This is a genomic window from Marinitoga sp. 1197 (assembly GCF_001021165.1).
Taxonomy (GTDB): Bacteria; Thermotogota; Thermotogae; order Petrotogales; family Petrotogaceae; genus Marinitoga.
Genome location: NZ_AZAY01000020.1, coordinates 33167 through 57055 on the forward strand (window position 1 = coordinate 33167; position 23889 = coordinate 57055).

Annotated in this window: 19 protein-coding genes and 1 tRNA gene; 9 read left to right on the plus strand and 11 right to left on the minus strand. The window is 27.2% G+C overall.

Annotated features, from left to right (window positions below; all coding sequences use genetic code 11):
- Positions 1 to 100: 100 nt before the first annotated feature.
- Genes X275_RS06080 through aspS form a run of 9 tightly spaced genes read right to left on the minus strand, consistent with a single transcriptional unit; the run spans position 101 to position 12202 of the window.
- Entirely contained in the window at positions 101 to 3184 is a 3084-nt protein-coding gene (locus X275_RS06080; protein ID WP_047268005.1) for a polysaccharide biosynthesis/export family protein, read from the minus strand.
- A gap of 12 nt (positions 3185 to 3196) precedes the next feature.
- Positions 3197 to 3655 (minus strand): tetratricopeptide repeat protein, encoded by a 459-nt coding sequence (locus X275_RS06085; protein ID WP_047268006.1) that lies wholly within the window; start codon positions 3653 to 3655, stop codon positions 3197 to 3199.
- Entirely contained in the window at positions 3645 to 5390 is a 1746-nt protein-coding gene (locus X275_RS06090) for a hypothetical protein (RefSeq protein ID WP_047268007.1), read from the minus strand. The genes X275_RS06085 and X275_RS06090 overlap by 11 nt, the downstream gene beginning before the upstream one ends.
- Complete coding sequence (plsY, locus tag X275_RS06095; RefSeq protein WP_084825128.1) at positions 5387 to 5986, minus strand: glycerol-3-phosphate 1-O-acyltransferase PlsY; 600 nt, start codon at positions 5984 to 5986, stop codon at positions 5387 to 5389. Before plsY ends, X275_RS06090 begins: the two co-directional genes overlap by 4 nt.
- A 31-nt stretch (positions 5987 to 6017) precedes the next feature.
- Positions 6018 to 7346 (minus strand): ribosome biogenesis GTPase Der, encoded by a 1329-nt coding sequence (gene der, locus X275_RS06100; protein WP_047268008.1) that lies wholly within the window; start codon positions 7344 to 7346, stop codon positions 6018 to 6020.
- 14 nt (positions 7347 to 7360) lie between these two features.
- Positions 7361 to 8917 (minus strand): S1 RNA-binding domain-containing protein, encoded by a 1557-nt coding sequence (locus X275_RS06105; protein WP_047268009.1) that lies wholly within the window; start codon positions 8915 to 8917, stop codon positions 7361 to 7363.
- Positions 8917 to 9759: a 4-hydroxy-3-methylbut-2-enyl diphosphate reductase gene (ispH, locus tag X275_RS06110; protein WP_047268010.1), complete on the minus strand. Its 843-nt coding sequence runs from the start codon at positions 9757 to 9759 to the stop codon at positions 8917 to 8919. Before ispH ends, X275_RS06105 begins: the two co-directional genes overlap by 1 nt.
- Positions 9760 to 9764: 5 nt before the next feature.
- A complete protein-coding gene (gene cmk, locus X275_RS06115) occupies positions 9765 to 10430 on the minus strand; it encodes a (d)CMP kinase (protein WP_047268011.1) in 666 nt (221 codons plus the stop codon).
- Between the two features lie 11 nt (positions 10431 to 10441).
- Positions 10442 to 12202: an aspartate--tRNA ligase gene (gene aspS, locus X275_RS06120; protein WP_047268012.1), complete on the minus strand. Its 1761-nt coding sequence runs from the start codon at positions 12200 to 12202 to the stop codon at positions 10442 to 10444.
- 231 nt (positions 12203 to 12433) lie between these two features.
- Between aspS and X275_RS06125 the strand changes: the two genes are divergently transcribed.
- From X275_RS06125 to X275_RS06140, 4 genes are all read left to right on the plus strand, one after another.
- Positions 12434 to 13738, plus strand: a complete 1305-nt coding sequence (locus X275_RS06125; protein ID WP_047268013.1) for an S-layer homology domain-containing protein — start codon at positions 12434 to 12436, stop codon at positions 13736 to 13738.
- 114 nt (positions 13739 to 13852) lie between these two features.
- The gene (locus X275_RS11095) at positions 13853 to 14056 is read left to right on the plus strand and encodes a hypothetical protein (RefSeq protein WP_052913691.1); all 204 of its coding nucleotides are present in this window, start codon (positions 13853 to 13855) and stop codon (positions 14054 to 14056) included.
- On the plus strand, positions 14041 to 14535 hold the full coding sequence (locus X275_RS06135) for a hypothetical protein (RefSeq protein ID WP_047268014.1): 495 nt from the start codon (positions 14041 to 14043) through the stop codon (positions 14533 to 14535). Before X275_RS11095 ends, X275_RS06135 begins: the two co-directional genes overlap by 16 nt.
- Entirely contained in the window at positions 14535 to 15710 is a 1176-nt protein-coding gene (locus X275_RS06140; protein ID WP_197072612.1) for a transglycosylase SLT domain-containing protein, read from the plus strand. The genes X275_RS06135 and X275_RS06140 overlap by 1 nt, the downstream gene beginning before the upstream one ends.
- 13 nt (positions 15711 to 15723) lie before the next feature.
- Here the strand turns inward: X275_RS06140 and X275_RS06145 are convergent, their stop codons facing one another.
- Both X275_RS06145 and dnaK read right to left on the minus strand, forming a co-directional pair.
- Positions 15724 to 16965 carry an MFS transporter gene (locus X275_RS06145; RefSeq protein WP_335337385.1) on the minus strand — a complete coding sequence of 414 codons (1242 nt, stop codon included), beginning with the start codon at positions 16963 to 16965 and terminating at the stop codon, positions 15724 to 15726.
- A 62-nt stretch (positions 16966 to 17027) separates the two neighbouring features.
- Positions 17028 to 18836 carry a molecular chaperone DnaK gene (gene dnaK / locus X275_RS06150; RefSeq protein ID WP_047268017.1) on the minus strand — a complete coding sequence of 603 codons (1809 nt, stop codon included), beginning with the start codon at positions 18834 to 18836 and terminating at the stop codon, positions 17028 to 17030.
- A 302-nt stretch (positions 18837 to 19138) separates the two neighbouring features.
- Between dnaK and argS the strand changes: the two genes are divergently transcribed.
- From argS to X275_RS06175, 5 genes are all read left to right on the plus strand, one after another.
- A complete protein-coding gene (argS, locus tag X275_RS06155) occupies positions 19139 to 20848 on the plus strand; it encodes an arginine--tRNA ligase (RefSeq protein WP_047268018.1) in 1710 nt (569 codons plus the stop codon).
- A 9-nt stretch (positions 20849 to 20857) separates the two neighbouring features.
- A complete protein-coding gene (locus X275_RS06160) occupies positions 20858 to 21313 on the plus strand; it encodes a hypothetical protein (protein ID WP_047268019.1) in 456 nt (151 codons plus the stop codon).
- Positions 21288 to 22469, plus strand: coding sequence for a TIGR04013 family B12-binding domain/radical SAM domain-containing protein (locus tag X275_RS06165; RefSeq protein WP_047268020.1), 1182 nt, complete (start codon positions 21288 to 21290; stop codon positions 22467 to 22469). Before X275_RS06160 ends, X275_RS06165 begins: the two co-directional genes overlap by 26 nt.
- Positions 22470 to 22473: 4 nt before the next feature.
- Positions 22474 to 23178, plus strand: a complete 705-nt coding sequence (locus X275_RS06170) for a hypothetical protein (protein WP_047268021.1) — start codon at positions 22474 to 22476, stop codon at positions 23176 to 23178.
- Between the two features lie 78 nt (positions 23179 to 23256).
- Positions 23257 to 23331: transfer RNA gene (locus X275_RS06175), tRNA-Asn, on the plus strand.
- Positions 23332 to 23889: the final 558 nt, after the last annotated feature.

Consider the following 23889-nt stretch of genomic DNA (forward strand, 5'->3'; position numbering starts at 1 on the left):
CCTCCTCATCTATTTTTGAAGATAATAACTTTTATTAATTAAATAGAATAAATTTTGATATATAAAGAACCATAATCTAAATCCCGCTCGAGGATTTAGATTATTGTCCTAAGATACTATTAATATTATTGTATGTTGTATATCCTGCATTAAAGAAACTCATAAAGTTATTAACAATACTCATAACATTTACAACGTTAGTTAAAATATTTTTAGGAATATATATAATATCGCCAGGTTCTAATAATTTGTTCATATTTTCTGGAACATTTTCACCATTATAAAACTCTTTTAAGTTTAAAACAATTGGCGGTTGATCAGGACCATCGGTGAATAAAAATACATTTGACAATTCAGCAGTTTGAGTTCTTACACCTGCTTTAAATAAAGCTTCAATAACATTTAAACCTTTAGTATAAGGTATAACTCCAGGTCTTGAAACTTCTCCAAATACATATATATATTGATTATGTGTTGATGGAACATATACAACAGTACCAGGTTCAATTAAAACTGTATTCAGATTTTTAACTTTATCCAAATCTATTTTTTCAAAATCTCCATTTGCTTTATATAAGTTTATATATTTCTGAGTTTTCCAATCAATAGATAATTGCCCTAATAATTCAGTTAATGGTATAGGAATTTCACTTTTTATGCTTCTTGGTGTTGTGTTTCCCAATACAGTAATATAGTTTAAATTAACATCTAGAATAAAGTTTACATAAGAGCCTTCAGGTATTTTTGAAAGTGGATTATTAATTACATCTAAAGAGTTGTATTCAGCAATTTTTTCATTTTTATTATATACTACAATAGTTCCCTCATTTGATGGAGAAAAACCATTAACACTGCTAAATACGTCTATTAAAGTTACATAATTTTTATTTTTCGGTGTAACAACCTTGATAGAACCGTTTTTATAAATTAAAACTGTATCATTTTTAACTTTTTTTACATTTACATAAGTTTCATTTGTTATTGGAGTTTTATTTAATACATTTTCTGCTTTTATACCATTATAAGTATTTATATTATTATTACTTTTTACCGTTATTTCATATTTCTCCGATGGTACATATCCGGCTTTCAATAAAATACTCCATAATGAGTCATTTAGTTTAGCAGTATACACACCATTTGCTATACCTTCACCTAAAATATAAACATCTCTTCTTGAACTTTTTGCCATAATCATAGTTCCCGGTTCTATTATATCATTATAAATTTTATTTTCTTCAATAGTAATCTGTTTTGAAATATCTTTATTGACTAAAAGTAATTCCCCACTAAAACTGTTATTAAAACCTCTTGCTTTTGAAATAATTGCAGAAAGCGTGATTGGTTCTGAAATATCAAAGTCTATTTTTCCTGTATAGTTAAAAGCACCAGAAGTATAAACATAATTCTTTTTAATTTTAATTGTTATGATGCTTCCAGGTTTGAGTGAATCATATTCGAAATGTTCAACTTTATTTTCAGTTAAACCTAATTTAGCTAAAATAGTTTTTTTATCAATATTTTCTTTTTTATCAAAATAGATAGTTTTTGATATATCCCCAACAACGTATACAAATTTATTAACAGGAATAAAATCGATATACATATTGTTTTTCAAAGAAATATTGGTTGTAGCGACAAAAGTGTCTTTAGTATCAGGATCAAAAACTCTAATTTCAGTTAAGTCTTTATCAACACCTAACTTGCCAACTAAAGTATCTAAATCAAAGTTTTCAGTTTTTGAGAAAGAAATTTTACCTTTATTATTAACATATACAAATTTTTCAACAGGAATAAAATCAATATACATATTGTTTTTCAAAGAAATATTGGTTGTAGCGACAAAAGTGTCTTTAGTATCAGGATCAAAAACTCTAATTTCAGTTAAGTCTTTATCAACACCTAATTTACCAACTAAAGTATCTAAATCAAAGTTTTCAGTTTTTGAGAAAGAAATTTTACCTTTATTATTAACATATACAAATTTTTCAACAGGTATAAATTTTATAATCATACCTTTGATAAGTGAAATATTTTTTGTGGCTTCAGATGTTATTCCAGTTTTTGGATTAAATATTTCAATACTGTACTCCTTTTTATCAATACCCATTTTACCCAATAAAGTATTCAAATCAAAAGCTTCTTTTATATCAAATATGATTTTTCCTCCGCCTTTATTTGAACTAACATAAACATATTTTTCAACGGATTCAAATTCTATAATCTCTCCAATATTTAAATTATAATCGTCATTAATATTATCCAATTTTCCATTTTCTTTACTATATATTGTATACGTAGTGTATTTTGGGTCAATTCCAAGTTTAGCCATCAAAGTTTTCATAGTAAATGGTTCATCTTTATCAAATATTATTTTCCCACTTTTATTTAGGCCAAAAACATAAACATACTTTTCTAACTTATTAAAAATAATAGTATCCCCTTTTTTTAGAGTTATATTATTATTATTTTTTAAATCATCAAAAGAATAGTTTAACATTTCTTCATTTCTTAATACAATAATGGAATTTTCGAAATTTTCTGGATTAATATTTGAAAGAGAAATAACATCTTTTAATGTAATTCCATTAAAATATTGGATAGTTTTTATTCCGAAATTTGTGTATACATTAATATTGGTATTAAATTCAAAAGGTATGACAACGGTTGAGTTTTCAGGTACTATAGGATCATTTTCTAATAATAATCCTTTGAATAAATTAGTAATATCAACTTTCTTTTCTGTGCCATCAGGATATTTTACTATGGCATAAGAACTTTTCCATGGTTCCGCAAATCCACCACTTAAAGAGATAATTTTTGTTAAGGATAATTCAGGTTTGGGCAATTGTATAATACCAGATTTTCTAACATTTCCAATGACTTGAACTTCAAATGGAGCATAATTAACAATACCCAGAGTAACATTAGGTGATTTTATATAAGTGCTTATTTTATCTTTTATTTCTTTTTCAAGTGCTTCAATGTTTTTTCCAATTGCAGTTAATCTTCCAATCGGCGGAACAGTAATCTTCCCATCTGGACCAACCATAATTTTTTGGTTAGAATATTCTGGATAACCAAAAACCCATAATCCCAAAACATCACCCGTCCTAATTGTATAATTAGCAAAAAGTGAAATTCCCACAAGGACAATCAGAATAATAGACATTTTTAGTCTCACTGCTAAAACCTCCTATATATTATTTTTTGAATTAATGATTTTTTCTATTAAATTTAATTCCTGACTTGAAAATCCATTCATTTTTAAAATTTCTAAAGTATTTTTTGCATATTTATAATTGTTTACTTTTAAAGCAGCTTTTATTTTTATTAGATTCATGTCAATGAAAAATTTATCATTAGCATTAATTTTTAAGCATTCCTCATAGTTACCAGAATTAAATGAAGATTTTAAATAATAGTAATAAGTTTCTTCAGTATTTAATCCATTTTCGATAGATTTTTTAAAATTTTCGAACGCTAAACTTGATTCATTTTTTAATAAATAACATACACCTAAATTATGGTATATTAAAGGATTTTTTGAATCTTCTTTTAAAGCTAGTAAATAGTTTTTAATGGCTAAATCGACATTGTTTAAACTTAGATATTTGTTTCCTAAATTGAGATAATAGTTACTTTTATTCTGCAATTCCAACACCTTCCGAATAATAATACATTGTATCACTCATGATTTTACTATCTATTTGTAAATAAATCTTTACCGGTCTAATTCCAGGAGCTATGGGAGGGTAAATTTTATAGGTAATATTTTGTATTATTTTTTTGTTTATTTTTATATATTTTTCAAAGGTCATAAGATATTCTTCTGGGATAAGATAACCACCAGTTAAGTTAATAAGATATCGAAATTTTTTATCTATTATTTTATCTGAAATAATATACAAAGAAATATTTGTAAATAAAAAAGGTATAATATTCGTAATATTTATATATTTTTCATAATTTGTATTTTCTGTATCATTTAATATAATTATAGAATCGTTTTTTAAAAGAGGAGTCATTTCTAAAAATAGATATTCCATATTATCAAAATTATAAATACGAGGTTTTTCTAATTTTTTACTATAATCAAAAGCATATCGACCTTCTGAATCTGTAATATAAATTTTTCTATTAATGAAATTAATCAAATTACTTCCTGGTGAAATGGTGCTTATTTTTAAATTAATCATCATTTTAGATACATCAAAATCAATTCCATATAAAAATACATGATAAGGAACTATATCTCCAACAAAATCAACTTGATCCAAAATCAATTTATAACTTGAATAATCAAATTTCATTAGAATTCCGTTATTATAATTTAACAAATAAGAAGAATTAAATAACTTGATAAATTTTCCATTTTGATATAAATAAGTACCATCATTCATAAAAGAAATTAAAAAAATATTATAAGGTAATGATACAATATTTAAAGGTTTATGAGAATTTTTTAGAGGAATAATTGATTCTATTTTTTTTGAATAAGTTGAAAATACAAGAACCTGTTTATTTTTTATATCAATTAAGTTTATATATTCTTCCGAAAAACTCCCATTTGTTATAATATAGCTATTGTCCAGAGCTATTTTTTCCAATAAATTTCCATCATAATCAAGAATAAGAATACTATTATTTTTTGCATAATAAGTCCAGAATCTTCCGACTCTATCTAATCCAATTAATAAAAGATTATCATATTTGCTAATTTTTTCGAAATAGAACTTTTTTTGTAAAGAAAAATTTTTTATTACATAAAGACCGGTGTTTCCGGAAACATAAAAATAGTCTGTGCGCTCATCATAATATATATTTAAAGGAATAAAATCTTTCCCTATAGCATTTTCAAATTTTATCCAGTTTTCATAAGAATTATCCAGGTTGGTATAGTAAATTAGCTTATTTTGTATATCTAATATATATATATAAGAATTTACTATAAGAAAATCATTAGCCATAAAGTATTTTTCATTAGCATTTATAATATTTTTTATTTGTTTAAATTCTTTTATTTTTATTTCTGGTGAAATTATTTTTTCAATGTTATTCAGGGAGTTTATAAAATTTAAAAGTGATATTGCTTCAGTGTTTGAAGGAGAAAAAAACAGAATGTTATTTAAATCTTCTTTGGCTTTTTCAATATTTCCTAATAAAAGATCCAGTTTAGCAGCAAAATACCAGAAATATGGAACGTCTCTTAAATAAATTTGATTTGACATAGCATCTTCTAATTTCAAACGAGCTTCATATTTTTTACCAGAAAAAAAACTATTTAGACTCTCTGAAAATAACTTTCGAGCCATTTTTTCACTATCTGTTAAATTTTGAGAAAAGGCAATTGAATAAAATAATATAAAAATAAATATTATTTTCTTCATCTTTTAAAGGACCTTTTAAAAATTTCTATAATATCTGTTTTTCTTTCATTATGGTTTAATAACCTTTCAATATTGGATCTATGTTTATAAATACTAATTAAAGCTAAAACTATATTTAATAAAGCAAGTTTTGGTGAATAAATAAAGCTAATAATTCCAATTATACTTAAAGTAGAAATTGATGCCAAAGAAACATATTTAGTTGTTAAGGTTAAAGGTATCCATATTAGAAAAAATATTAAAGCTAAAGCTGGGTTTAAAGCAAAATAGACACCAACTGTAGAAGCAACGCCTTTTCCTCCTTTGAATCTTAACCATACAGGATATATATGACCTATAACAGAAAAGAGAGCTACAAAATATGCAATATCTTTATTAAAATTAAAAGCAACAAATGTTGGAATAAATGATTTTAAAAGATCTAAAATCATACTTAATATTCCATAAAATGCTCCCGCATTTCTTAAAACATTTGTACCACCAACATTACCGCTACCAACTTTGGTAATATCTATTCCTTTTAAACGAGCGATTAGAAAACTAAATGGAATTGAACCAAATAGATAACCTAACATTATCCACAAAATAGCAGTCAAGATAATCACCTCATTATTCGATTCTATTTTATTATTTGGTTCTATTTTTAAACTTTATAAAAATGGGCGAGCCAATAAAAGGATCAATATATCGTCTAATCATATTTTGAATAGCTCTTTGATAAGTTTTAGGAATTTGTTGAGGCATATTACTAAAAAATATGAAAACAGGAGGTTTAATATCAACCTGCGTTCCATAATAAATTTTTATTCTTTTTCCTTTTCGGATCGGTGGAGGAGATACCATCATAAATCTTTCTAAAGCTGCATTTAACGCACTTGTAGGTATTCGTTTTGTATAAGAATTGTAGGCAGTATCTATAGCATCCATTAATTTTTCAATGCCCCAATGTTTAGCAGCTGATGTGAATATAACAGGACTATAATTTACAAAATACAATTCCTTTTCAAATAAATTTAAGTATTCTTCAATTCGTTTATCATGATATTTTACCAGATCCCATTTATTAAAAGCAATTACAGTAGCCTTTCCTCTGTTTTCTGCTGTACCTATAACTTTTTTATCCTGTTGAGTAATCCCCTCAACCGCATCTATAAGTAAAACAACAACATCAGAATTTTCAATTGCTCGAATAGTTCTAACTGTACTATACATCTCGACACTACCGTATTTGGTCTTTGACTTTCTTTTTAAACCAGCAGTATCTATAAAAAGATACTTTTGCCCGTTTATTTCTACTAATTCATCAATGCTGTCTCTTGTTGTTCCCGGCACATCTGAAACAATAGCTCTATTAATACCTGTAATAGCATTAAAAAGAGAAGATTTACCAGCATTTGCCCGTCCAATTAAAGCCACTTTTATGATATTTTCGTCTTTTTCTTCTTCAGTTTCATATTGAGGGATTTTTTCAAAAATATTTTCTATTAATTCATCTAAATTTTTATTATGTTCCGAAGAAACAGGTATAGGTTCTCCTAAACCTAATTTATATAGTTCAGGTAATACATTAATTTCAAATTTTTCATAAGATTCAACCTTATTTGCCACTAATAGAACTTTATTTTTAACTTTTCTTAATACATTTGCTAAATAATAATCTTCAGCGGTTAAACCGTTTTTACCATCAACTATAAATAAGATTAGATCTGATTCTTTTAAAGATTCCATTACTTTATTTTTTGCAATTTCTTCTAATTCATTTGCAGGTTCTTCAAATATTCCGCATGTATCAACTAAGGTGAAGGCACGCCCATCATAGCGTGCCTCACTGAATATTTGATCTCTAGTTACACCAGGATAGTCCATTACTATAGCTTTTTTTTCCTTTATCAACCTATTAAAAAGAGTTGATTTTCCAACATTTGGTTTTCCGATAATTAGCACAACTGGTTTCATTTAATTCACCTCTATTATTTTAATAAACTTATAATCATGTTTCCTTTTTGTTCTTCATTTTCAAAATCTATAGATAAAATCTCACCTTCGACTTTAGTACCTATTTTTAAAACATCTTCAATGGTTTCATTTTCAGATAAGTCAATTTTTGATTTTGGAATAAATGCCTCTACTTCATAATCATCAACAAGTACAACAGCGCCTTTCCCAACATATTTCAAGACTTTTCCGCTTATTTTGTCTCCTTTTTTTAATTCATTGGAAACTTTTTTCCAAGGATTTTCTTTTGTCTGTTTAATACTTAATTTTATTTTTCTATTATCTTTATCTATATGTAACACTTTAACTTTAATTTTATCCCCTTCTGAGAACAAATCTTCAATATTATCAACAAAATTCCACGATAATTCGGAAACATGTGAAAAACCTGTTAAATTATTATCTAATTTTACAATAATACCATTTGGTAAAAGTTTCTCTACCTGTCCGTTAATAATATCTCCTTCTTTTAACTTATTATCAATATCTTCCCATGGATCTCCAATTACCTGCTTATAACTTAAAGTTATTTTCTTTTTATCTTTATCTATTGAAATAACTTTAACCTTTACTAAATCACCTATTTTAACTATATCTTCAATTCTACCTTTTCCTGTCCAGAAAATTTCAGATTCATGAACAAGACCTTCCACGCCTTCATCAAGTTTAATCGCAAAACCAAATGGAAAAATTTCAACCACTTCTCCAGTAACAACAGAATCAATCTGGAATTTTTTTTCAATATTTTCCCACGGATCATCTTTTAATCTTTTTATAGAAATAGACACCTTTTTTTCCTCTTTGTCTAATTTTATAATAACACCTTTTACCTTATCTCCAATAGAATAGGATTTTGTATGATCGAACTTTTTATCCCAGGATAATTCGCTTCTTGGAGCTAAAGCGGTAACATATGGATTTAAATTAACAAATAAACCAAAATCTTTTATGCCACTTACAATTCCTTCAACAATCATATTTAAGTGATGATTTTCAAAAAATTCATCGACATATTTTTCGATAATGCCTTTTCTTGATACGACAATATTTATTTTTCTTCTTCTTTTTTCATTTTTTAATACAAGAAAGTCCATTTCTTCTTTTGGAAAATCATGACGTGGATTAAGCATTGATAATGAGCCTGGTAAAAATGCATTTATAACATTTTCTAATTCTACAATATAACCTTTTTCGATTTTTTCAACAATTTTGCCTTTCACAATTTTACCTTCAACGATATCTTCTATTATAGCATCTCTTTTTGCAGCTTTCTCTGACCCGAATGCCTGGCCTTCAGATTCGTTGATTTTTAATAATTTTACAGTAATTTTATCTCCTGATTTATATTCTTTAATATTGTTTAATAAATAATCTTTTCCGACATATACGTCAAATGGTTTTCCTTCTGCGCTAACAAAAAGGCCATCTGAACTAATAGAAATAATTTCACCTTTTATAATATCCCCCTTTTTTATTTGAAATTCTGTTTCCTCGCTTAGTAATTTTTCAAATTCATTTTTATCTTCAACCATCAAAAACCCCTCCTTAAAAATTCGATAACTTCTTTGATAGATTTATTTGGTGTAGAAGTACCTGTTAAAATACCTATTTTCTTTATTTTGGAAAAATCAATATGCAATAATTCTTTAACCGAATCTATATGAATAGAATTGTTATTGTATTTTTTAGAAATTTCATATAGTTTTCGAGTATTTGAACTATGTTTTCCTCCTATTATTATAACAAATTCTGACCAAATTGCAATATCTTTAGCTTCTTTTTCCCGAATTTTTGTTTCATAACATATAGTATCTTTTACTACCAACTCATTATATTCTGAAAGTTTTGCAATTTGTGATGCAAAATCTTTAAAATTATTATAATCCATAGTTGTTTGAGTGATTATACATAATTTGTTATGTTTAAAAGATTTAGCATTTTTTAATATTTCTATTTTTTTCTCATCTATATTACCTTTTAATCCGATCATTTCGGCATGCTCTTTCTTTCCATATGCGACAATAAAGAACCCTTTTTTTTGCATACTGTAAGCATAATTAAAGACCTTTTCAACAATAGGACAGGTTAAATCTACAACCCTTTTAAAGTTATTTTTTAAAAAGTTCTTATCTTTTTTAGGAATACCATGAGCACGTATAATACAAATAGCTTCTTTTGAATTCTCTGGTAAATCATTTAAAGAATAGAAAAAATTAATATTTTTAGATATAAGTTCGTCTTTAACACTATTGTTATGTACTAAATCACCATATATATATACATTTTTATTTTTTTTTGCCAGTTCCAGGGCCTTTTCATAAGCTCTTTCAACGCCATAACAAAATCCAATTTTTGAAGCAAGGCGTATTTCCATTTAAATCACTCCAAATTAATCTTTTTCAAGATAATTTCTTTTATTTCATCTACCACAGTTTTTATATCTTTTCCTGTAGTATTAACTATAATTGCATCAGCAGCAGGTTTTAAAGGGGCGATTTTTCGTGTAGAGTCAGCGATATCTCTTTTTTCTATTTCTTTCATAACATCCTCTAAACTTACATCTTCACCCTTTTCTATTAATTCTTTAAATCTTCTTTTAGCCCTTTCTTCAATAGATGCAGTTAAAAATATTTTTATTTCAGCATCAGGTAATACAACAGTTCCGATATCTCTGCCATCTATAACAACGCCGTTATTTGAAGCTATATTACGTAATATTTCATTAACTTTTTTTCTGACATCTGGATTTTTTGCTACTATTGAAGCAGCTTTTCCAATTTCTGGTGTTCTTATCTGAAAATCCAGCTTTTCATCAAACAAATAATAATCTCCATCAATAATTTTAATATCAAAAGATTTTAACGCATTTATTATATCATTTTCACTATTTAAATCAAAACCCTTTTTTTTCAGGTAATATCCAAATGCTCTATATAATGCTCCACTATCCAGATAATATAAATTAAATATATTTGCAATTTCTTTTGCAATAGTACTTTTACCTGAACCAGCAGGACCATCAATAGCTACTTTAAACTTATTCATTCTAATCCTCCTTAAATATCGAGCTTTATTTTTAATTCTTTTAATTGCTTTTCTGAAACAGAAGATGGTGCTCCAGTCATTGGGTTGGAACCACTTGCAGTTTTTGGAAATGCAATAACCTCTTTAATAGAATCTTCGCCCGCCATAATTGCAATTAATCTGTCAAATCCTATAGCAGCACCCCCATGTGGTGGAGGTCCATATTTAAATGCTTCTATTAAAAATCCAAATTTTTCGTTGATTTCTTTTTCACTTAAACCAATTAATTCGAATATTTTATTTTGTAAATCTTTTCTATGAACCCTTATACTACCGCTTGCCATTTCATATCCGTTGATAACTAAATCATAACATTGAGCTCTTATTTTTAGTGGATTTGAATCCGCAAATTTTTCAAACTCATCTAATTTTGGCATAGTAAAAGGATGATGTTCAGCAACCAGTCTATTTTCTTCTTCATCCCATGCAAACATTGGAAAATCTACAACCCACAATACGTCAAAACCTTCTTTTTTCTCCATTTCTTCTTTAATTAATTTAACTCTAATATGTCCCAAAATTTTGTTTATTTCTTCTTTTTTTCCAACTAAAATAAACGCGATATCATTATTTCCAATATATCCGTTTTTTACTAGTTCATTTAGTTCAGGTTCTGCAAATTTTTTAATTGATGATTTAATATTTCCATTTTCATTTTTTACCCAGATTAATCCTCCTGCACCAACTGATTTTGCAAAATCTGTATATTCATCGATTCTTTTTCTTGAAAACTTATTTGCTTTTTCTTTTAAAACAATACCTTTAATAGTCTGATTGTTTTCTATAGCATTTTTTATAAATTCTGCATGGGTATTTTGGAATATTTCTGTAAAATCATTGATTTCAAGGCCATATCTTGTATCGGGTTTATCAGAACCATATTTATCCATAACTTCATCATATGTATATCGCTTTAATGGTAATTCTAATTCATAATTTATTAATTCTTTGAATAATTTTTTTAATAATCCCTCAGTAAAATTTAAAATATCATCCATATCAACAAAAGACATTTCAAAATCTATTTGTGAGAATTCTGGCTGTCTATCCGCTCTAAAATCTTCATCCCTGAAACATCTTGCAATTTGAAAGTATCTATCAAATCCAGAAACCATTAACAACTGTTTAAATAATTGTGGAGATTGTGGTAAAGCATAGAAAGTTCCTGGTTTTAGTCTTGATGGAACTAAAAAATCTCTTGCACCTTCAGGTGTGCTTTTAGTTAAATAAGGAGTTTCTATTTCCATAAAATCATTTTTCGAAAAATATTCTCTTGTTATTTGAAGAGCCTTATGACGTAAGAATAAATTTTTCTGCATTTTTTCCTTTCTTAAGTCAAGATATCTGAACTTTAATCTTAAATTTTCTGAAATCTCTTCATCTTTGTTTATATAAATAGGTGGAGTTTCAGATTCTGATAAAATCTCAAGGTCTTCAACTAAAATCTCGACTTCTCCGGTTTTCATATTTTTATTTATTGCATCATCTGGCCTTTTTCTAACAATACCTTTTATAGCTATAACATATTCATTGCCTATAGATTTCGCTATTTCATAAATTTTTTCATTATCCGGATCAACAACAAACTGAACTTTTCCATAGCGATCTCTTAATAATCCAAATTTAATTCCACCTAAATCTCTGACTCTTTCTACCCAACCATTTAATATAACCTTTTCTCCAGTATTATTAATATTCAATTCACCACATTTATGAGTTCTTTTTAAACGCATTGAAACACCTCCGTATTTATATTTTTTAAGGAATTTGTTATAATAATATAGAAAATAGTATTGATAAAAATCAATATTAGGGGAATCAACTTTCAATTTCAATAAAACTTATTAAAGTATATCATAAAAATATGTCTAAAAATACTAATTTATTTTACCATTTTTTTTGATTTTTGTGGTAAAATAAGATTGAGAGTTAGAAAATAATAAAAATTTTTTGGAGGTGTTAGGATGAAAAAGATCTTAATTATTTTAGCCGTTTTATCTTTAGCTGTATTTTCATTTGCGGCAACAACGTATAAAGATGTTCCGGTTAATCATTGGGCATTTGATTCTATTGAAAGGTTATCCTCTTTAGGCATTATTGAAGGATTTCCAGATGGAACATATCAAGGATTATCACAGGTAAATAGATATCAACTAACAGTTGCACTTGATAGAGCTTTAAAATATGTAGAACAACAATTGTTTGCAACATTAGCAGAAAAAGTTGTAAGTCTTGATAAACAGGTTCAGGAAATTGAAAAACAATCAAAAGGCATGTCAAAAATGGAAGTTGAAGCGATGATAAAAAAATCAATAGAAAATATAGACACAACGCAATTAAATTCAAAAATAAATGAATTAGAAGCTTCTATAAACGAGTTAAAAAGTGCTTATGATGTTATTAGCTTTTTGAGTACAAAAATTGACAACGTTGAAAAAAAGATAAATGAAATGCAATCAAATAAAATGATTGAACAAAAAATATCAAATTTGGAAAATAATCTAAATATGTTAAAAAATTTATCAGATGACATAGCTGTTCTTAAAAAGGAAGTTGCTTCAAATAAAACAGCAGTAGAATCAATTGGAATACTGGCTAATAAAGTAGCAGATTTAGAAATGAAAGTAAATTCAGTAGATTTAGAAAACATAAAAAATGAAATATCAGATTTTGAATCAAAATTAGCTTTAAAAGCCGATATTGATATGGTAAACACCACAATTGATACAAAAGTTAGTGAATATTTGAAAGATTATGCTAAACTTGAAGATTTGAGTAAAGTTTCATTAGAAATAACTGCTTTAAATTCAAAAGTATCATCATTAGAAAATTTATATAATGGATTAAATTCAAGCTTAAAATCTGTTGAAACATCAGTGGCTGCAAATGCTGGAAAAATAAAGGAATTAACTTTAAATTTTGATAATTATGTAACAAAAGATACATTGAAAGAATATGTAACATTTGGTGATCTAAAACAATATGCAACATTAGGAGATTTAAATGCCAGATTAAAAGATTATGCGTTAAAAACAGATCTTGAAAAATATGCACTTGTTGCTGATGTTGACTCGAAACTCGATAATTATGTAACTAAAGCAAATTTAGAAAAACAATTAGAAAAATATGCAATGTCAGATTCTGTTGTGGATAAAGCAAGAGTTGATAAAATAGAAAAAACGGCAAATCAAGCAAATATTTTAGGTTGGTTAGGTATTGTTTTAGGCGTAGCTGGTGTAGCTATTTACTTTATAAATCCATCAAAATAAATCCATCAAACTATTAAGTTGAAAATAAACTTCTTCCGGATTTTTGGAAGAGGTTTATTTTTTATGGTATAATAATTAATATATAAATTTAAAATTTTTGAAAGGAGAATAAAAATGAAAAATGAAAAATTTAGTTGGAAAGATAAATTCAATGAATATAAAAGCGATGAAAAAATGAAAGAAGAACTCTATAAGTTCAGAGCTGGTTATTATAGAAGAAATGATGATTGTTCCGAATGTTTACAATGTATAGGGACTATTGCTGTTGCAGATACATGTTGTGAATGTATGGGAGGAGATTTATGCCCTTGTATTTAAGGAACAAAAGTGTTTTAACAGCAATATATTTATCAATTGTAGTAATTCTTTATATTATTGCTAAATTTTTTCATATAGCTCCAAATATTATTCCATTATTAATACCAATATTTATCCCGCTGTTAGATAATTTATATTATTCGATAATATTTACAGTGGGATTTTTATTTATAATGTCTATTTTTGGATTTTTTATTCAAGTTTCGTCTTTAATTTTTCTCTTTTTTATTCCGATAATAGTCTTCACGTATTCTAAAAAAATAAAATATATTATAACCTCATTAACAGCTTTTATAAGCACAATGATAATGACAAAATTTTATTATTTTTTAATACCAGAATATATGAAAAATAATTTTATGCTATGTTTTTTAATAATTTTTTATGTTCTGGGAATAAATATATATGGATTAATTATTTTAGAATTAGCCGGAAAAGTTGAAAACTATTTAAAAAAATATTATGGGGGAGATGAATGATGAAAAAATTTTTATTATTATTATTATTTTTTATGCTATATTTTTTAATAATTTTTTCTGAAGATGACCCATTTAAAATACCTGATATGGATATGGATATTAATATGAATTTCAATTCTGATATAGAAAATTTGTTTTCTGAAGAATTTAATAAATATTTTGATGAAATGAATAAAGAATGGGAGGGCCATTTAAAAATAATGAATGAACAATGGCAAGAATTATATAAAGAGAGCCAGAAAGAATGGGATAAATACTATAAAGAATATCTGATAAAAGAAAAGAAATTTTTAGAAAATTTTGAGAAAATCTGGGGAAAACCATTTGAATATTCATCGCAAAAATGGTTTGAATTTTCTGAAGATTTGAAAACATTTAGTGAAGTGAGTTTTAAAAGTGATGAGAAAAATAAAAATGGATATCTGGAAGTAAAAACAATTATAGAAAAAAATGAGAGTCCAGAAAAAGCTATGGAAAAAATAAAAGAACAATTGAAAAGAACTATCAGCAAAAAAGATGAATTCACCAAAAAGCCAGTTCTTGAGAATCTTATTGACAAAAAACAAATTGAAAATCCGAAAATAAAAAAAGAAAAAGAAACTGTTGATGGTAAAATCATATATAAAACAAAGATTCCAATTATAAAAAATCCTTTTCTGGAAAAGGCAAAGCAATATATTCCAATAGTTAATAAAATATCAAAAAAATATGGATTACCAAAGCCATTTATTCTTTCCATAATACAAAAAGAGTCGTCATTTTTACCATACGCAAGATCAAGAAGTGGAGCTATGGGATTGATGCAATTAATTCCCAGATATGGTGCAACGGAAGCATATATTTTTCTTTATAAACGAAAACCAAATCCTAGAATATTGGTGAATGAACTATATAATCCAGAAAAAAATATTTTATATGGGTCAGCTTATATATATTTATTACATACAAAATATTTCAAGTTCGAAAAAGAATATTCAAAACGAAAATATATGGTTATTGCAGGATATAATATGGGACCAGTAGCAATTTCAAAAAGAGTTAGAGGGTTAAACTTAGAAAAGATGAATTTAAGTGGATTATATAATTATCTTTTATCCAATACAAGAAAAGAAACTTCCGATTATTTAAAAAAAGTTTTGGAATATGAACGTAATTGGGTAAAAATTTACCCGTAGAAAAATGAACGCTTCATGCAGAAGCATTCATTTTTTCTTTTAGCTTTTTTTGTTTTTTTCTTAATAAAATTAATTCTATAGTACCGGTAAGTGAAATAATCCCGACCAGAATATATGTAAAAATAGTCCCTTTATAATCAAGTGCCATACCAATAAACGGTGATAATATCGCAAAACTTAAATTAGCTGCAAGACTTACCATTGAAATTACAGTTGCTCTATATTTATCTTCTACTTGGTGATTAATATAAAAATTCATTGTTGGTCTATAAAGACTTCTAACTATTTGTTGCAAAGCCAGAAAAGCTATTGCCAATTTTGATATAAAAATTACTGGTAAAATAAAACTTAAAGTCATCAGCATTATTAAACTTAATAATACTTTTCTTGGGCGAGTATCTTTAATTTTAGGTGATAAATATTTTGAAGCCCATGCAGCAATTATATTGAATCCAAAAAATATTACTCCGTACCATTTAACATCAATATTTATTGTGGAAAAATATGGTTGATATAACCAAAAGCCTACTCTATATATAAAGCCATAGAAACTAGCATATAGTAAAGCCCATACAATGCGAGGGGTGTTTATAGCTATTTTGAAACTTTTAAAAATATGTATAGTATAATTATGTTTGCTTTTTTCTCTATCTGTTTCTATAAAAAAGAATGCAGCAATAGAACCAATTAATACACTCAATGTGCTAAGCCAAAACGGAAGAAACTTATTATATGAGTATAAAAAACTACTGAGGATGGAACCAAAAGCATGACCTAAAAACAAATAATAGTTACTTTTTCCTTCTATGACCTGAAAATCTTTTTTTCGATTTAATTTGATTAAACTTTCATAAAGTAGAGCAGAATCTGCACCACTTGATAATGTTAAACCAATTCCAAAAAGTATTTCAGCTAAAACAAATATCAAAAATGAATTAAAAATTATATATAAGGTTAGACCCAATGCGGCAAATATTCCGGATAAAAAAAGAGAAAATTTTCTTGAAACTTTATCGGCTAAACTTCCGGTTGGGACTTCAAATAAAAAGATAGAAACGGAATAAATACTTTGTAATAACATAATTTGAGAATAATTTAAACCTTTGAAGAGTAGATAAGGAATGAGTATGGGTCCAATAATGCGGAAGTTTATAAAAAATCTGTAAATTGGGTAAATAATGACGTTTTTGTTATACATTACATCCCCCCTGAAAAATATTTCAGCAATTATACAGGAGGAATATAACAGATACATTTCATCAAATTTACAAAATATAAAAAGCTGGATCTATACAGATCCAGCTAAATAATTGTTAATTAACTATTTTGATTTTGTGTATCTTCGGGGTTTTGATTTGCACTACCCTGTGCTGCTTGAGCTTGCTGATATATATATTGTCCTAATTTCATTGATTCGTTTTTCAAATCTTCCATAACTATTTTCAACTTAGCTATATCATTATTGTTTATAGCGTCTCTAACATCTTTGATCAATGTTTCTAATCTTGTTTTTTGATCTTCAGGAACTTTATCTTTATTTTCGTTAATTAATTTCTCTACCTGATATGCTAAATCATCAGCCTGGTTTTTAAGCTCAATTTCTTCTCTTTTTCTCTTATCTTGTTCTTCATACTCTTGAGCTTCTCTAATCATTCTTTCAATATCTTCTGAAGATAATTTATTTCTACCTGTAACAACCATTGATTGTTGTTTTCCGGTTCCTAAATCCTTAGCTGAAACGTTAACTATACCATTAGCATCTATATCAAATGAAACTTCAATTTGTGGAACTCCTCTTGGTGCTGGTGGTATACCGGTTAATTTAAAACTTCCAAGGAAGAAATTATCTCTTGCTAAAGGTCTTTCTCCCTGGAAAACTCCAATTTCAACTTCACTCTGGAAATCAGCAGCGGTTGTAAATACTTTGCTTTTTCTAATTGGGATTTTGCTGTTTTTAGGAATAATAACTTCCATTAAACCACCTTTAACCTCAACACCTAATGATAAAGGTGTAACATCAACTAAAACTAAGTCTTGTTCCGTATTTCCAGTCATAATCGCTGCTTGCACAGCAGCACCAACAGCAACTGCTTCGTCTGGGTTAACGCCTTTACTTGGCTCTTTTTGGAAAATTGATTTTACTAAATCCTGAACAGCGGGAATCCTTGTTGAACCTCCAACTAATAGGACGTCATCTATTTCCTGTGAAGATAAACCTGCATCTTTTAAAGCAGTTTCAATAGGACCTCTTGTTGATTCGATTAAGTCTCTTACCAATTCTTCGAATTTCTTTCTTGTTAATGTTTTTTGTAAATGTACAGGTTGTCCATTTACTACCGTTATAAATGGTAAATTTATTTCTGTTTCTAATTTTGTAGAAAGTTCTATTTTTGCAGCTTCAGCAGCCTCTTTTAAACGTTGCATAGCCTGCCTGTCATTTGATATATCTGAAGCATGTTCTTTCTTAAATTCTTCCACTAACCAGTTTATTATTCTCTGGTCAAAATCGTCTCCACCAAGATGATTATTACCAGAAGTAGATACAACTTCAATAACACCTTCACCGACATCTAAAATAGAAACATCAAAAGTTCCTCCACCAAGATCATACACAACAATTTTTTTATCTTCATGAACCTTATTTAATCCAAAAGCAATTGAAGCAGCTGTTGGCTCGTTGATAATTCTCAAAACCTCCAAACCTGCTATTTCTCCAGCTTCCTTAGTTGCCTGCCTTTGAGCGTCGTTGAAATAAGCAGGTACTGTAATAACAGCTTTTTTGATCTTTCCGCCTAAGTATGCTTCAGCATCTCTTACTAATTTTTGTAAAACAAATGCACTTATTTGTTGAGGAGTAAAGCTTTTATTATCTATACTTACTTTATAGTCAGACCCCATTTTTCTTTTTATTGATCTAATAGTCCTTTCAGGGTGTAAAACAACCTGTCTTTTTGCTGGTTCCCCTGCGATAACTGTTCCATCTTTAGAGAAATGAACAATTGAAGGAGTTGTTCTTTTTCCTTCTGCATTTGGAATAACTTCAACATTTCCGTCTGGTTTCATCCAGGCAATAGCTGAATTAGTAGTACCCAAATCAATACCAACAACATATTCTTTTTCAGCCATATTATCAACCTCCTTGATTAATCTTTTTTAACTTCCGTATATATTATACTCCAAAAATATAAAAAATGTTCAATTGAAAAGAAAAATTAACCAAAGCATAAAATCATTTATATTACATATTTATATATTAAAATAATATATATTTTACGAAAATTTATAGCAATCTTAACTATTAACTGCTATATAAATATGAATAAAAAAATAAAAAACTAAGAAATCCATAAATTAATTTATACTTTTTTTAACAAAATCTATGTTATAATTACAATATAAATTAGTAAAAATGAAAGGAGTGTTTGTTTATGAAGTTGATTGAAAAAATGTTAGAAGAACTGTTAATAGAGTCAGTAAAAAAAGTATATCCAGAAATAGAAATAAAAAGTCCAGTTGTTCAAAAAACAGCGAACGAAAACTTTGGTGATTTTCAAACGAATTATGCGATGATAAATGCAAAAACTTTGAAGAAATCACCGAGAAGTATTGCGCAGGAAATTGTAGATAATATTCCAGAAAATAATATAATAGAAAAAGTGGAAATAGCTGGACCAGGATTTATAAATTTTTATATAAGAAATGAATTTTTAACAGGTTATTTATTGAAAATAGAAAATGAAAAACCTGATTTTTCCTTTATAAAAGATAAAGGAACTGTAGTAATAGATTATTCCTCACCCAATATTGCAAAGCCAATGCATATAGGCCATTTAAGAAGTACTGTAATAGGAGATTCAATAAAAAGAATATATAAATATTTGGGATATAATGTGGTTGGAGACAATCACCTGGGTGATTGGGGGACGCAGTTTGGAAAATTGATAGTCGGTTATAGATTATGGTTAGATAAAGAGAATTACGAAAAAGATCCTATTGGCGAGATGGAAAGGATTTACGTAAAGTTTGAAAAAGAATCAGAAAAAAACCCAGAATTGCTTGAAGAAGCAAGATTAGAATTAAAAAAATTACAGGATGGTGAGCCTGAGAACAGAAAATTGTGGCAGGAATTTATAGATTTATCATTAAAAGAGTACAATAAAATATACAAAAGAATGGATATAGAATTTGATACATATTATGGTGAATCTCATTATCATGAAATTATGCCAGAAATAGTTAAGATGCTTCTTGAAAAAGGTATAGCAACATATAGCGAGGGTGCTGTTGTTGTATTTTTTGATGAAAAAGAAAATCTTCCACCTGCAATAATACAAAAGAAAGATGGAGCATTTTTATATGCAACATCGGATTTAGCCTGTATAAAATTTAGAAGAGAAACGTATAAACCAAATAGAATACTATATGTTACCGATGAAAGGCAACAAACACATTTTAAACAGGTATTTAATATCGCAAAAAAATTGGGATGGGATGATAATTATCAACATATATGGTTTGGATTAATGAGATTTGCAGATGGGGTATTTTCTACAAGAAAAGGTAATGTTATAAAATTGCAAGAATTGCTTGATAAAGCAGTGGAAAAAGCAAAAAAAATAGTTGAAGAAAAAAATCCAAATTTAACAGATGAAGAAAAAAATGAAATAGCAGAGGCAATAGGTATAGGAGCTGTAAAGTATTCAGATTTAAGTCAGAACAGAATAAGTCATATAATATTTGACTGGGATAAAATGTTATCTTTTGAGGGAAATACAGCACCATATTTATTATATACATATGCAAGAATACAGTCATTAAAAAGAAAAGCAAGCGAAAAAGGATATAAAATTGAAAACTCTAAATTGATTATAAATGAAAAAATAGAGAGAAAATTAGGTCTATTATTAACTCAATTACCTGTAATAACAATGAGAGCAGCAGAAGATTACAAGCCAAATTTAATAGCTGATTACTTATTTGAATTAGCGCAAACGTATAATTCTTTCTATAATAATTTACCTGTTTTAAAAGAAAAAGAGGATATATTAAAATCAAGATTGTTGTTATCTCATCTGGCCGGAGAAGTATTGAAAAAAGGATTGGATTTATTGGGGATAAGAGTTGTAGACAAGATGTGAGGTGAAAGAATGATTTATTCTGTTGCATTTTCTTTATTATTATCAGGATTAGCAGCATATTATCTTAAAACAAATATATTTTTGATGATTTTAGCGATAATTTTTGGATTAATTACAGCATTTTTCTCTTTTAAGTCAAAAAAGTACGATAAACTCACAATAACCTTTTTATTTATAGGCGTTTTGTTATCAGTGTTTGGCTTTATAAAAAAATTAGACATTAATTTGTTTGTTGTCATGGTCTTATTATCTACAATGTTTTCATCCTTATATAATTATAAAAAAAATAGATTATATATAACTTTGTCCTGGATATTAAATGCAATTGCAATTGGAACATATATCTATATAAATGTTTCAGCTACTTCTGCAATAATTGTAGGAATTTTAATTTTTCTATCAGGTTTAAGAGATATAATACCTAAAAAACATGAGGTTGATGAAATTGAAAAGGATAATATTTAGATTATTTAAATCCAATAGATATTCAATTGTTTCTTTAATAGGCGCTATTGAAAAGGAAAATATAGATATAGAAATAATGTTAGAGAAAAATTTTAGTAGAATACTTGAATATTCACCAGAGGAAACTTTAATTGCATATTCATTTATGAGTTTTGACATATTTGATGTTGAGAAAGAAATACCGATACTAAAAGAAAAAGGATATAAAGTAATTGCAGGTGGTCCACACCCAAGTGCAATGCCAGAACAAACATTAAAAATAGGATTTGATCATGTTTTTGTAGGTGAAGGTGAAAAAACCTTCACTAATTTTTTGAAAATTGGGACAGACAAAAAAATAATCGTATCAGATGAATTTGTGGACTTAAATTATTATCCTCCATTTGCCATAAAAAATAAACATTTTATGCCTATTGAAATAACTCGTGGATGTCCGTTTTTATGTGGTTATTGTCAAACACCTAATTTATTTGGAAGAAAAGTAAGACATAGAGATATAGAAATAATAATTGAATATACCAAAGAAGCCATAAAAAATAATAGAAAAATTGCAAGGTTTATAACTCCTAATTCATTTGGCTATGGCTCAAAAAATGGTGTTATACCAAATGTGAATAAAATCGAAGAATTGCTATATAGCTTGAAAAAAGTGGGGATTGAAGAAATATATTTAGGTTCCTTTCCCTCGGATGTAAGACCAGAATCAGTTACACCGGAAATTTTGAAAGTGATAAAAAAATATGTAAATAATAAAATGATTATAGTTGGAGCACAAAGCGGAAGTGAAAAAATATTAGATAGAATAAAACGAGGGCATAATTTGGAAAAAGTTGAAAAAGCGATTTCTCTTATTTATGAAAATGGATTTATTCCATATGTTGATTTTATTTTTGGATTTCCGTTTGAAACTGATGAAGATATAAAAATAACCTTTGAGTTTATGGATAAAATAATTAGAAAATATAATGCAGTTATCCATTCACATACATTTATGCCATTGCCTGGAACTCCTTTATTCAGTGCTGGCCCTGGAGAATTGAATAAAAAATATTATAAAAAATTGGGTGATTTATCAAGAAATGAAAAATTGGCTGGATACTGGCATAAGCAAGAATATTTATCTAAAAAATTATATAATCATTTTTTTGGAGGTTGATATAATGAGAAAAATAATTGTTATTTTATTGATGTTGTTTCCTTTATTTGTTTTTTCTGATATTATTGAACAAAAAGAAATAGATTTAAATGGAGATTCAATTAATGAAAAGATTGTTTTAGAAGGAATTCACGTGAGTTCAGTATATATAGATAATTTAAAATTATCTATAATTGGAAAAGAATCAACAACAGTAAATTTAGATTTTGGAGTATATGAGCCTGATATATCGTTTTATGATTTTGATGGAGATGGAAAATTAGATGTTTTTTTAAAAGGATATTCAGGAGGAAGTGGAAATTATATATACTATTATATATATTCTTATGAAAAAGGGGAATTATTAAGTTCAAAACAAAGTTTAATAGATTTACAGGCAGAATTTATGGATAATTTCAAAGCTTTAATAAAATATAAAAATTATTATACGTATATAGATCTATCAGACAGAAAAAAACAGTATATAAAAATGAAAGCGTATAATGAATATGGTCAATTTATTGGGGATTACAAAAGTTTATTTTTGGGTGGAATTGCCGAATTAAAACCTGTTGATTTTGAACATGATGGTATATATGAACTTAAAGGAACTATAAGTTTGTCAGGATTGTTTCATGCAGATAGGATAGGGTATATCTATTTTATTTATTCCATAAGGGAAAAACAAATGAAGTGGTTAGAAATATCAAAAGTTATTTATGTAAAATAAAACATATTTTAATATTTGTAGCAAAAAATTTTCTTGATTTATAATATCTCTTATGTTATAATATGTTTCAGAGTTCGTTCCGGCGTAGCTCAACGGTAGAGCGGGTGGCTGTTAACCACTAGGCTGGGGGTTCGAATCCCTCCGCCGGAGCCATCATTAAAAACCCTTTAGGGGTTAGCAGAACGTCCAGTTATTATACTGGACGTTTTTTCTTTAGTAAAAACCGTATTAATTCTATAAAAAAGAAGAGGAATCTATATAAATTTATGTTATAATAAGAATGAAAAATAAATCTGGAGATGATTACAATGAAAAAACTACAAATAGATGCACAAGATTATAAAAAACTAATAATAGAAAATTATATAATAGAAAAGATTTAAAATAAAAAAGTTTTAATCCAATACTTGCGTAAGCGTGAATATTTGCGTAAGCGTGAATATTTGCGAAGCAAATATTAAAATGTTTTTTTAATATAAAAATCCAATTTTAATCCTAAAACCCGCCGTAGGCGAAAATATTTGCTTTGCAAATATTTTAAGAATTTATTTTTTAAAATAAAATGATTTTATCCTAATATTTACCGGAAGTATGAATATTTTCTTTGAAAATATTGAAAAGGTTTAATTTTAAAATCTTAAATCTTTATCCTAAAACCCGCTGTAGGCGTGTAACACCGGAGGAGAGCGACAGCTCAGAATTTTTTTGTTT

Bases quoted from the DNA above. Each gene is read 5' to 3' on its own strand.
- X275_RS06090 (WP_047268007.1), bottom strand. From the start codon at position 5,390: ATGAAGAAAATAATATTTATTTTTATATTATTTTATTCAATTGCCTTT.
- der (WP_047268008.1), bottom strand. From the start codon at position 7,346: ATGAAACCAGTTGTGCTAATTATCGGAAAACCAAATGTTGGAAAATCA.
- X275_RS06105 (WP_047268009.1), bottom strand. From the start codon at position 8,917: ATGGTTGAAGATAAAAATGAATTTGAAAAATTACTAAGCGAGGAAACA.
- ispH (WP_047268010.1), bottom strand. From the start codon at position 9,759: ATGGAAATACGCCTTGCTTCAAAAATTGGATTTTGTTATGGCGTTGAA.
- cmk (WP_047268011.1), bottom strand. From the start codon at position 10,430: ATGAATAAGTTTAAAGTAGCTATTGATGGTCCTGCTGGTTCAGGTAAA.
- aspS (WP_047268012.1), bottom strand. From the start codon at position 12,202: ATGCGTTTAAAAAGAACTCATAAATGTGGTGAATTGAATATTAATAAT.
- X275_RS06125 (WP_047268013.1), top strand. From the start codon at position 12,434: ATGAAAAAGATCTTAATTATTTTAGCCGTTTTATCTTTAGCTGTATTT.
- X275_RS11095 (WP_052913691.1), top strand. From the start codon at position 13,853: ATGAAAAATGAAAAATTTAGTTGGAAAGATAAATTCAATGAATATAAA.
- X275_RS06135 (WP_047268014.1), top strand. From the start codon at position 14,041: ATGCCCTTGTATTTAAGGAACAAAAGTGTTTTAACAGCAATATATTTA.
- X275_RS06140 (WP_197072612.1), top strand. From the start codon at position 14,535: ATGAAAAAATTTTTATTATTATTATTATTTTTTATGCTATATTTTTTA.
- X275_RS06145 (WP_335337385.1), bottom strand. From the start codon at position 16,965: ATGTATCTGTTATATTCCTCCTGTATAATTGCTGAAATATTTTTCAGG.
- dnaK (WP_047268017.1), bottom strand. From the start codon at position 18,836: ATGGCTGAAAAAGAATATGTTGTTGGTATTGATTTGGGTACTACTAAT.
- argS (WP_047268018.1), top strand. From the start codon at position 19,139: ATGAAGTTGATTGAAAAAATGTTAGAAGAACTGTTAATAGAGTCAGTA.
- X275_RS06160 (WP_047268019.1), top strand. From the start codon at position 20,858: ATGATTTATTCTGTTGCATTTTCTTTATTATTATCAGGATTAGCAGCA.
- X275_RS06165 (WP_047268020.1), top strand. From the start codon at position 21,288: ATGAAATTGAAAAGGATAATATTTAGATTATTTAAATCCAATAGATAT.
- X275_RS06170 (WP_047268021.1), top strand. From the start codon at position 22,474: ATGAGAAAAATAATTGTTATTTTATTGATGTTGTTTCCTTTATTTGTT.